The 11,179-nt window shown below is 40.5% G+C and carries 8 protein-coding genes; 1 reads left to right on the top strand and 7 read right to left on the bottom strand.

What is annotated here, in order from left to right; all coding sequences use genetic code 11:
• Nucleotides 1–209: 209 nt before the first annotated feature.
• The 5 genes from SHI21_RS02510 to SHI21_RS02490 all read right to left on the bottom strand — a co-directional run bounded on the left by SHI21_RS02510 (nt 210) and on the right by SHI21_RS02490 (nt 9,782).
• Nucleotides 210–1,157 (bottom strand): hypothetical protein, encoded by a 948-nt coding sequence (locus tag SHI21_RS02510; protein WP_323574540.1) that lies wholly within the window; start codon nt 1,155–1,157, stop codon nt 210–212.
• A gap of 127 nt (nt 1,158–1,284) precedes the next feature.
• Nucleotides 1,285–3,480, bottom strand: a complete 2,196-nt coding sequence (locus tag SHI21_RS02505) for an alpha-ketoacid dehydrogenase subunit alpha/beta (RefSeq protein WP_323574539.1) — start codon at nt 3,478–3,480, stop codon at nt 1,285–1,287.
• A gap of 119 nt (nt 3,481–3,599) precedes the next feature.
• Entirely contained in the window at nt 3,600–4,697 is a 1,098-nt protein-coding gene (locus SHI21_RS02500) for a hypothetical protein (protein WP_323574538.1), read from the bottom strand.
• 80 nt (nt 4,698–4,777) lie between these two features.
• Nucleotides 4,778–8,563, bottom strand: coding sequence for a beta strand repeat-containing protein (locus SHI21_RS02495; RefSeq protein ID WP_323574537.1), 3,786 nt, complete (start codon nt 8,561–8,563; stop codon nt 4,778–4,780).
• A gap of 112 nt (nt 8,564–8,675) precedes the next feature.
• A complete protein-coding gene (locus SHI21_RS02490) occupies nt 8,676–9,782 on the bottom strand; it encodes a Glu/Leu/Phe/Val family dehydrogenase (protein ID WP_323574536.1) in 1,107 nt (368 codons plus the stop codon).
• Between the two features lie 29 nt (nt 9,783–9,811).
• On the opposite strand from SHI21_RS02490, the gene SHI21_RS02485 reads away from it, so the two are divergent.
• A complete protein-coding gene (locus SHI21_RS02485; RefSeq protein WP_323574535.1) occupies nt 9,812–10,183 on the top strand; it encodes a 2Fe-2S iron-sulfur cluster binding domain-containing protein in 372 nt (123 codons plus the stop codon).
• On the opposite strand, the gene SHI21_RS02480 is transcribed toward SHI21_RS02485, so the two are convergent.
• Both SHI21_RS02480 and SHI21_RS02475 read right to left on the bottom strand, forming a co-directional pair.
• On the bottom strand, nt 10,175–10,735 hold the full coding sequence (locus SHI21_RS02480) for a hypothetical protein (RefSeq protein ID WP_323574534.1): 561 nt from the start codon (nt 10,733–10,735) through the stop codon (nt 10,175–10,177). The genes SHI21_RS02485 and SHI21_RS02480 overlap by 9 nt on opposite strands.
• Before the next feature lie 127 nt (nt 10,736–10,862).
• Nucleotides 10,863–11,159: a hypothetical protein gene (locus SHI21_RS02475; protein ID WP_323574533.1), complete on the bottom strand. Its 297-nt coding sequence runs from the start codon at nt 11,157–11,159 to the stop codon at nt 10,863–10,865.
• Nucleotides 11,160–11,179 lie beyond the last annotated feature (20 nt).

Raw genomic sequence — 11,179 nt, 5'->3', positions numbered from 1 at the left:
AAATATTTAGTATTTACATTGATGGAAATATCTTAACTTTTGAAAAGTTTATTTGAATATTTTATTTCAAAAAACACTAAAATAATTTTTTTCTTATCTAAAAAATATCATCTAGAAAAAATGTGATTACCTATGAAAAGTGATTCGAGTTGTGGCAAAAAAATGGGGTCATGATTAAGACCCCATTAAAAAAAATCTGTGACTTAAAATTATTTTACACAATAGTAAAGGACATCATCTGAAAGAGTCATTTCAGTTTGTCTTCTTACCGGCGAAGGATTTCTCATGTAAGGAACATATACGTAACCATCGCTTAATGCCCACACTTTATTATTCAGACTTACTCCACCTGACCAGTCACCGTACACATTTAAGATTTCAAGTTCACTTGAAGTAGGAAGACGAGCATCTAAAGTCGAGCACGCTTCTTCGGCAATCTTACTTGTTGGTGCGTGATCAACAGAATTATTGAATCCACCAACTAGAGTTAACCAATTAGCTCCAACCTTAACAGCTGAAGGGAATTGAGTACGTTGAAAACGAACAAAAATTTCTGAAGCGATCTGACTCATGACCGTATCAACCCTTCCAGTTGCTACGAATGATTCAGTCTGGCCATCAAGACCAACTAATTGAAGAGTCACTTGCACATCACCCTGGCAATTTGGAGCTAAGGCATATGTTCCGTAAGCAACATAGTCGATACGATTAAGAGTTGCTCTATCAAGCTCTGGAATTGTTCCCGCTTGGGCAGTACGAATGACTGATAAAATATCATTTGTTCCAGTGAAACTAAGCTTTTTAACTTTTGGTTGAAGATTTCTGAAGTAGCTGTCAGTGTATGATTTTAGAGTGGCCTCGAGAGTCACTTCAAAAGAAGTCTGAGTTGCAAGGGCCATATTCTTTTCGTAAAGCTCATTGAAAGCAATTAAAGCTCCAGCACCAGCTGAATCACGTCCGCTAGCAAGCTTCATCATTTGATTTAAATTTTGCATGCGAGTCTGCCCGTAAGCATCAGTGTAACGGCAAAGATCAGCACCTCTTGTAAAAGGAATTGTCGGCCAGATATCTACTCTTCCATCACTCGGTGTAACTGTTGCGTGAGATGTGCTCATAGCAAAGACAGCAGCAAGAATACTTAAACATTTAACGATCATAGAGACTCCCATAGTCCGTTGGATAATTGGGGTCAAACTATAATCTTTTTCGAGTTAAAGCAAAAAAAAAGGCCCTCTTTCGAGGACCTTAATCTTATCTAACTTTTAAATAGCGAATTAGCAGAAATTAGTAGCTTAATAACTTGGCCAGAACTTCTTCCACATGACTTACCTGAGGTAAAATCAAGTCTTCAAGGGCCGGGTTATAAGCACAGTGAACGTCCAGGGCCCCTACTCTTAAGATTGGAGCGTCTAAAAGCTCGAAGCACTCTTCGTTAACTCTAGCAGTGATCTCTCCACCAAACCCTGAAGTTTTGTGTTCTTCATGAGCAATCATCAGGCGAGATGTTTTTGAAATCGATTTTTTGATCGCTTCGAAATCGTATGGTGCAAGAGTTCTTAGGTCGATAACTTCTACAGTTTTTCCAGTTTGAGCTTCTAATTTCTTAGCGGCTTCAATAGATTTCTGAACAAGAGCTCCCCAAGCAACAATCGTTGCATCTTTCCCTTCACGAGCAATGCGAGCTTTACCAAAAGGAATCATGTACTCATCCCCTGGATCAGCGGCACGGTTGTAACCTTGGTAGTATAAATGTTTGTGTTCTAAGAACATAACCGGGTCATCACCCTTAATAGCTGTTCTTAATAATCCAGCAGCGTCTGCTGAGTTAGATGGGAATGCTACGCGGATACCTGGAACGTGAGTAAATAGTGATTCACCAGACTGAGAGTGATAAATCGCTCCACCTTTTAAATAACCACCGATTGGAACACGAACGACCATCGGACACTTGAAGTCTCCACCTGATCTATAACGAAGTGTCGCCATTTCGTTTTTAAGTTGCATATAAGCTGTCCAGATGTAATCGAAGAATTGGATTTCAACAACTGGCTTGATTCCACGAATGGCCATACCGATTGCGCGACCAATGATGTTGGCTTCAGCAAGTGGTGAGTTGAATACTTGTCCGTCTTTTGATTCACGTTGAACGTTTGCTGTAAGTTTGAAAACTCCGCCCTTCCCTTTTAGTTCAGGGTTATCCAGTCTTGCTTTATCAAAAAAGTCTGCAACGTCTTCTCCCCACATTCTTAGAAGTGGGTTCTTATGAAATTCAGTACGAAGAACTTTGTTAATTGAAGAGGCCATTGGAACGTCATCTTTTCCAGTGAAGTCAGCCGCTGTTTCAAAGTTAGATCCAGTCATGTCTACTTCTTCAGAATATAGGTGATCCATAACCGTATCTAGTGCCGGCCATTCAGTTGTGATCGCTTTATCCATTGCTGTTTTAAGATCAGCAGATACTTTTTTAAGTAAGTCTGCTCGCTCAGTTTCAGTAATGACTCCTGCTTCAATTAAGAATTTTGGGAATGCATTGAAAACATCTCTTAATCCTTCTTCAGCAAGTTCAGCTTTCGTTCTGTACATACCATGATCGTCAGACAGTGAGTGAGAGTATGGTCTTGTTACAGTTGCGTGAACAAGAGCAGGCTTTCTAGTCGTACGAATATATTTTGCAGCTTCTGTCATCGTTGCATACGAATCGATCGGGCAGCATCCATCACAGTTAAAGATTTTTAAACCCGGAAAGTTTGCCAGAGTTTTTGAAATTGATCCTTCAGGGTATTGAACAGAAGTCGGAGTTGAAATCGCAAATCCGTTATCTTCAACCATGAATAGAACTGGAAGATTATTTACACATGCAGTAGTCATCCCTTCCCAGAATTCACCTTGAGCGATTGTCCCGTCTCCAGTAGAAACGTAAACGATTTCGTCATCATGAAAGTCCATTCCAGATACGTCTACTTTATGCTCGTCTCTTAGTTTCTTAAACCAGATACCCGCTTCAGCAAGACCACAAGCTTGTAGGAACTGAGTTCCAGTACAAGATGATTTGTTCACGATGTTTAGTGGCTTGTTACCCCAGTGAGCTGGCATCATACGTCCGTATGAAGCTGTATCTCCCATGTTTCCATTGGCCTGACATAACATTTCATATGGAGTGACTCCAAGACCTAAGCATAGAGCGCGGTCACGGTAGTAAGGTAAGAACCAGTCGTGCTTTGGTTTTAATACCATTGCCGCTGCAGTTAAAATTCCTTCATGGCCAGCACCAGAAATTTGGAAGAATGCTTTTGATTGCTTCTTCATTGAAATTTCGGCGTCGTCAGTTTTTCTTGATGTATAAATGTTTGAGAGCATCTCAAGCATTTCTTTTTTACCTAAATTGTATTTCTTTGCGAGTTCCAGTTTTTTTGCAATCGGATTTGTAGATGATCCTTTTGCTTTTTCTGGTCCCTTTGATTTAGATGTTTTTCCCAACATTCTGTCCTTCCTAATAATTATAAAATAAGTCTTACGACTGTACCTAAAACTGTCCTGAATGTCTAAATTTGGGGGTGTTTTTATACGCAGAGCGCATGAGTAAGTACTGAAAATTTGGATTAGAAACCGCTCGATACACCTAAGACAAAACGACGATCCTCAGAACCTCTGATCTTGTCAGTTGTCGTATCAACTGCGTAGGTCGTCATATCGAATTCTAGTTTTTTTGTTTTCACACCCAAACCGAATGATCCGAATGCATCTCCATATCCAGCGCGGATAAAAAAGACACGTGATAAATCGATTTCAGCACCAACAAGAATTCTTCTTTTCGAAGAAACGTTTTCAAATTCTTTTGATAAATCTTTATAGTTAACTTCAAAATGGATTCTGCTCGCATTTCCCATTTGTGGAGTCACTGAAAAACCAATATCGACACTTCGTTTGATTTTATCCGGTGCCCCTGCTCCTCTTCCACTACCAAACTCTTGGTCGAAAGCATTGTGCATAGTCGCTGAAAATGTTGGAAGGAAGACTATTGGTAGAGTGATTTTTCCTCCAACCGTTGAAATAAAAGCGCGACCTTTTTTATATGAGCTATCACTCACTGTCAGTGTTGCGGCCGGATCTGCTACGCCGATAATTTCACTTCTATTTAAAAAGATTGTAGAAATTCCCGCTTTAAATACACCACCAAAAAGTGAAATATTCAGAGCTGCGTATGGACCGTGATCTAATCTGTCAGCGTATTCAAAACCTGTAACCGACTCATCTTCCACTACGGCGCGAGTGCGTTTTGCCAGTAAATAACCAGCGCTGAAATATCTTGTTGTAAAGTTTGGTAACATTTGAAAGCGAGAATGAGCAATGGTTCCAACGTGTTTATTTAAAACTTCTCTGGTTCCATCAAGAGAAAACATCTTAGTGATATTTCCAAAAGCGTCTGTAACTTTTCCACCAGCACCTGATGATAAAATTCCTTTATTCGCTTCTAGTTGAAAATTTGAAATATGAAAGTGAGTGTTTCTGACTGTTCCCAATCCTGCTGGATTGTAAAACACGGCCGATGAATCATCGACTTTAGAGATGAAAGCATTTCCCATAGCAAGTGCACGCCCGCTTGTTGCGAGTTCAGGAAATATGGCATCTTCAAAATCAATGGCAAATGAATTTTGAGAGAAAATGAAAAATGTCAGAGTGAATAGGATCTTTTTCATAGGACAATTTTAGCTTAATACGAGACGACTTCCTATGCGGTAAGGATAACCTCTTGGACAAATGTTTTAGTCGGGTAAGATTAAGGAGGAGTCGTAAGATAAGGATGTCCTGCCGGTAAGTTAGTACTTACTCCCCACTTGTGAGCAGAGTATCCTTCAAGGCGCTGTCTATTGAGCGTGCTCGCAACACCATTGGTGACAATAAACTCTCCCAGCGTTCCGCTCATCCATCCCACATCAGCATTTCTATATCTGGCACCTAAACGAAATTGAGTGATTGTTGAAGCTCCTCTTGTATAGCCTGTCGCTGCGACTGCAGATAATCCATTCACATAAGATGCATAAGAATTCCCTGCATCTTCAATCGCTCCAATCTTAATAGAGCCATCAAATAATGTTCCAGTACTTGCAGGAAGAGGAAGTTCAGTTGCTCCTGCCGTATTAATAATTTGACCTGAAAGTGTATTAGAAGTTGTGGTGGCAAAAGGAGCATAAGTTGTATTTGCTGAAGTTCCACCTTCTCCAAAAACAAATCTACTGGCAGGATTACTTGCTGCTTTTAAAACTGAAAATACCGTTGCTCCACCTTGAGCGTAGATAAAAGAAGCACGAGTAAGAGTGTCTCCGTTGGTTGTATTTTGAACACCATCGAATGTGACACCTGGAAGGCCAGTTCCGAATGCTGTTAATGAGTAGGCCGGCTGTCTTCCAGCTGTAGGTTGAGTCACAGTTCTTCCGTTAGTAGATTTATCCGTCCAATTCGAAACACCTGTTGCGACCGTGATCGTACTTGTCTCCATTGCATCCAACCACATCGCAAGTCCAGTTCCCATACATGTCGGTTCCCAGAAAGACCAGGCCGGAGTGCTCACGACATTCGATATTTTTGCTGAGGCATTTGTTCCTCTGATGGAATAGTAATAATTAGTCGTTGATCCGCAAGATGGAGTTAAAGAGAAAGTCTGCGCTCCCCCGACTCCACTCTTCATTCTGTAATTTCCCGTATAGGTAATTGATGGAGCTGATCCACCTGGCGTCACTCCAGTTGCTTCCACCCATGAACTTACATCACAAGATCCAGCTGCAGTTCCTAGACATACTTCAATTGAGCTGAAGCTTTCATCAGAAGAAAGCCCGTCGAATTTTAAAGTTCGCGCGTAAGTGTTTGTTGAATACGATGAAGCAATTCCAATTAAATTATTAGCAAGAGTTAAAGTCCCTGAAAGATCCGGAACTGCTGCCACTGTTACACTGAATGCTGTTGTCGCTGTCAGTCCAGGCATTGGCGTTCCATTATCTGTTAATGTCAAAGTGATCGTAGCTGATCCACTTTGATTTAAGTCAGGAGTGATGACTGCTGAACAGTTTGGAGCAGTACCACTGATGACGATATTAGCATTGGGAATTAAAGTCGTGTTCGTTGAAGTTCCCGCAACACTACCACTACAGTTAAGTGTTGAATCAATATCTGTAATCGTAAATGCGATAGCATTAGTGGCTACGTCTTCATCAGTCGACTTAGAAGTAATGGCTGAAATAGTTGGAGTGTCGTTAACCGCCGTTACATTAAAAGTAAAAATAGAAGTCGCTGTTTGTGCTGGTAATGGAGTTCCATTATCCGTCAGTGTTAGTGTAATTGCAGATGATCCATTGCCATTGGCAACTGGTGTAATCGCCGCTAAACAGTTTGGTGCTGTTCCAGTAATAACGATATTAACATTGGGAACGAGTGTTGTGTTGGTCGATGTCCCTACTACGTTACTGCAGGCCACTGTTGAATCAGAGTCAGCAATCGTAAAGGCAATGCCAGTCAAGGCCGTATCTTCATTTGTTGTTTTAGTCGTGATGGCCGAGATTGTCGGAGCATGATTCACCTGTGTAACTGTCACGCCAAATGAAGTTGTCGCTGTCAGTGCTGGCAGTGGAGTTCCATTATCCGTCAGAGTCAGAGTTAATGTTGCATTTCCATTTAGAGCTGCTGCCGGAGTAATGTTTAAAGTACAATTAGGAGCAGTTCCCGCAAAAGTGACATTTGCGTTGGGAATTAAAGCTGTATTTGATGAACTCACTGTCACACTGCTGGTACAAGAAAGAGTTGAATCACTGTCGTTAATCGTAAAGGCCACTGCCGTAATCGCTGCCCCTTCACTCGTTGTTTTATTTGTAATACTTGAAATGGTCGGTACATCGTTGACTGCACTCACCGTTAAATTGAAAACAGACGTCGCTGTCATCGCTGGCATTGGTGTTCCATTATCATTTAACGTCAGAGTAATCGTGCTTGATCCATAGGCATTCGCCGTTGGAGTAATCGTCGCTGTACAATTGGGTGCCGTTCCTGTCACAACAATATTTCCATTGGGAACAACTGCAGTATTTGATGAGGTTCCAGTTACGTTATTGCAATAAATTGTTGAATCCGTGTCGGCAATCGTAAAGGCAATTCCTGAAATGGCCGTGTCTTCATTAGTCGTTTTATTAGTGATGCTGGAAATTGTTGGTGCTTTATTAACCTGGGCCACTAAGAAGCTAAAAGATGTACTGGCAGTCTGAATCGGCATAGGAAAACCATTATCCGAAGCAGTGACTGTTAAAGTTGCTGATCCATATTGGTTATTGGCCGGTGTGATCGTTGCCGTACAATTTGGTGCAATCCCTGTTAAAACAACATTGGTATTTGGAACTAATGTTGTATTAGAAGATGTGACCACGACACTCCCGTTACAAGTTAAATTTGAATCTACATCAGTGATAGTAAAGTTCACTGCCTTAGCAATATTTTCAATAGTGTTTTGAGTCGCAATCGTTGCGACAACCGGAGGATCATTTACAGCATCCACCGTTAATGCCAGAACTGTCGATGCTGTTTTAGCAGTATCAGTTACTGTCAGTGTAATGTTCGTTGTTCCTGATTGGTTTAAAGTCGGAGACATTGCAATGAAACAGTTCGGAGCAGTTCCAGTAATTGTAATATTGTTATTAGAAACTAAACTCGTATTTGAAGAAACCGCAGTGACACTCGAACATGACAGTGTTGAATCGATATCTGCAATTGTAAAAGCAACTCCTGAAAGAGTGGTATCTTCTGCTGTGTTCTTGGGAGTAATTGTACTAATAGTTGGAGCATCATTCACTGGATCGACAGTTAATGTAAATGAAGAAGTTGCTGTCTTCGCTGGAAGTGGAGCTCCTTTATCTGTTAACGTTAGGACAATATTACTTGACCCTAACAGGTGTACTACCGGCGTAATCGTCACATAACAAGTTGGCGCACTCCCAGTAATCACAATATTCGCAACTGGAATCAAAGTTGTATTTGTCGATGTTGCTGTTACATCTGAACAGGCCACAACTGAATCAGTATCTCCTATGGTAAATGAGATGGCCGATGTTGGAATATTTTCATATGTTCTCTGAGGATCAATTGACTTAATCGTCGGCGGAACATTACTTCCGGCCGGAGGTGCCGTGATATTGAAATTCGCTTTACCAGTAGTTGATGTTTTACCACCAGCAACCAGGTTATAAGAAAAACTTCCTGCACCTGTATTAGCTGCAATCCCCGTCACACCAACATTACACACACCCAGTCCATCACAGCTGCATGCTTGAGTCACTGTGACGTTGCTTAAGTGTGAAAGCGTACAACTTGTCGCGAGATCATTATCAACGCTTGTATAGCTTAACGTGATGATTGATTGACTACGGGATTGAAAATCAGGTGGCGTGATATTGTTGGCGATCAAACGATTTACGACTTCAGGAGATCCTGCAGGAGGATCACTTTGGGTTTTACCCACACATCCCACTACAAGCAGAACAGTTAGGAATAAAAATGTTTTAATAAACGACTTAATCGGGATCATCTGACCTCAATTATCATTATAGCGGGAATTAGTCGGAATTCTCAAAGGGCGGAAGGAAGAGGAAAAAATGGACACCAAAACAGTTAGTTTGGTGTCCATATTTAAAAGAAAATTAGTTAGATTTACGTCCTGGGAATCTATGAGCAAGATTTCCTAGGTATTTACCTCTGATGTTCTTGATCGATTGAATTCTTTGCTCTGCCATTAAGTCAGTTGCTTTATAAACTGGAATGTTTTGCTCTTCTGATAATTTGAAGATTTTAAGAGTTGTATCGTAAATCTTGTCTACCATCTTCGTTGCTTTTTCTGCGTTCCAACCTTCGAATTCGATTGATACGTTCATTACTCCACCAGCGTTGATTAGGTAGTCTGGAGCGTAAAGAATATTTTTTTCTTTTAACATATCTCCGTGACGGTTTTCTGCAAGTTGGTTGTTAGCAGCACCACAAACGATTTTAACTTTTAGTCTATCGATTGTTTGGTCGTTAATAGTTGCACCAAGAGCACATGGAGCATAGATATCAGCTTTAACGTCATAGATGTCGTTAAGAGCTACGAATTCAGCGTTTGGTACTGCTTCTTTAAAACGAGCAATGTTTGCTTCGTTCATGTCAGTGAAAAGAACTTTCGCTCCTGATTCGTAAAGGTGTCTTCCCAAGTGAGTTCCTACAGAACCAGCACCTTGAAGAGCAACAACTTTTCCTTTAAGAGATCTGTCACCGAAAACTTTTAAACAGCTTGCTTCCATTCCACGGAATACACCACGTGCTGTCCAAGGAGATGGGTTTCCTGATCCACCGTTAATTTCGGCAACACCAGTTACGTTGTTTGTTTCAGAGAAGATATATTCCATATCATCAACAGTTGTGTTCACGTCTTCAGCTGTAATGTAACGGCCGTTAAGTGATTCAACGAATCTTCCGTATGATCTAAAAAGCGCTTCTGACTTATCCTTTGCAGGATCTCCAATGATAACCGCTTTACCACCACCAAGGTGAAGACCAGAGATTGCGTTTTTGTAAGTCATTCCACGTGATAAACGTAGAGCATCTTCAATAGCTTCATCAATAGTTGCGTAATTCCACATTCTCGTTCCACCAAGAGCAGGTCCTAGTGTTGTGTTGTGAATAGCAATAATTGCTTTTAGGTTACATGAAGGGTCTGAGAAGAAGACAACTTGCTCATGGCCCATTGAGTATAATTTTTCGAAGGTAAACATTTCATTCCTCACTTTTGAGTTGGATAATTTTGCATCGTGTTTTACAATTGAGGAGATATTATTCGCTGAAGGATAAAAAAAATATGCCCACCGTGTTAGTACATTTAGATCCTGCCAATGAAAAAGGTTCATCAGCGCCCAGGGAATATAAAGTTAATTTAAGTCAGATACTCTATGACGAGCTTGACCGTCAGGGTTTACAGTTGCCTCACGGCTGTTTAGCGGGCTCATGCGGCTCTTGCCGTATCCATGTTGTTAAAGGAATCGAAAACTTATCTCCAATGGGCGTAGTGGAAACTGATACGGTTACTCACCTTCAGGCCGAATACCCCGGAAAAACAGTACGATTATCTTGTCGTGCGAAAGTTTTGGGTGATGTCGAAATCACTCCTTTAAAGTAAACAATTATCATCTATAAGCGGAGTGCTCCCAAGAGCAACTCTTCCCGGAACATCGTTCTGACTAAGCGATTTATTGATCTCTTGGTCTAACTCTAAAATAAAAGTGACAGTCTTTCCTTGTATCGTTGGTGTGATCATTCCAACGTTTTCCATAATCAATTTATCGTTAGTCGCATCTGTAGGTGCTTTGATAATTTCAAAATGACCATTTAGTGTGATTTGAAATTGTGATTGATCAGTATTGTTTAAGTTTGGATACTCACGATAAAGGGCCTTATATGTTCCACTTTGTTCATCAAGAATAACTTCCATCGCTCCAATAAAGTACTCTCCAGCAACTGGAGTTATCATGATTGGTGCAAATGAAAGCATGCGATGAGAAATCGGCAGAGAAGTACATGATCCTAACAGTCTATGAAAGGTTAATTCGAAAACATTAATTTTTAATTTATCTTGTTGTGCACCTGGAGTGTTTTTCGAAAGGCTTGATTTAATTTCGCCGCCACAACCAAAAAGACCCATTATCAAAATAGATATTAGAAAGAGTTTCATTTGTTCCCTGGAATTAAATTTCATTAAGTATTTCTTAGGAGGTCAAATGATGTCAATAAAAAATATGGAGAATAAAAAAAGGGCCCCAGTGGGACCCTCTTGTTATAGATAAAAGGTGAATTTTTGATTAAGGCATTGAGAACTTAGTTCTCTTCAGACCCACTTGTTTATGAATATGATTATGACGTTTTTTTGCAATTTGAGTTTTAATAGCTCTGATTGCTTTTGAAAAACTTTTATACAAAAACATGTCATCCTTTTTTGCAAAATAAGTTTTAGTTTTTGTGATGAGCTTGATGTGCGTACTAAAGTGTCCAGCGGGATCTTCAATTACGTCGATGTCTACTTGTGAATTTTTAGGAGCGATTCTCTGGATTTCCGATGCCGCTTCTTGAACCATGTCTTCAGTATTGAAAGGCTTCATGTTGTCATCCTCCGTGGCTG

Source organism: Bacteriovorax sp. PP10 (genome assembly GCF_035013165.1).
In the GTDB taxonomy this organism is placed as follows: domain Bacteria; phylum Bdellovibrionota; class Bacteriovoracia; order Bacteriovoracales; family Bacteriovoracaceae; genus Bacteriovorax; species Bacteriovorax antarcticus.
The sequence above is the reverse complement of the archived record's forward strand: the minus strand, read 5'-3'. Positions and strand labels throughout refer to the sequence as shown.

Coding starts and splice junctions, on each gene's coding strand:
- SHI21_RS02480 (WP_323574534.1), bottom strand. CDS start 10,735: ATGAAACTCTTTCTAATATCTATTTTGATAATGGGTCTTTTTGGTTGT.
- SHI21_RS02475 (WP_323574533.1), bottom strand. CDS start 11,159: ATGAAGCCTTTCAATACTGAAGACATGGTTCAAGAAGCGGCATCGGAA.
- SHI21_RS02495 (WP_323574537.1), bottom strand. CDS start 8,563: ATGATCCCGATTAAGTCGTTTATTAAAACATTTTTATTCCTAACTGTT.
- SHI21_RS02490 (WP_323574536.1), bottom strand. CDS start 9,782: ATGTTTACCTTCGAAAAATTATACTCAATGGGCCATGAGCAAGTTGTC.
- SHI21_RS02505 (WP_323574539.1), bottom strand. CDS start 3,480: ATGTTGGGAAAAACATCTAAATCAAAGGGACCAGAAAAAGCAAAAGGA.
- SHI21_RS02500 (WP_323574538.1), bottom strand. CDS start 4,697: ATGAAAAAGATCCTATTCACTCTGACATTTTTCATTTTCTCTCAAAAT.
- SHI21_RS02510 (WP_323574540.1), bottom strand. CDS start 1,157: ATGATCGTTAAATGTTTAAGTATTCTTGCTGCTGTCTTTGCTATGAGC.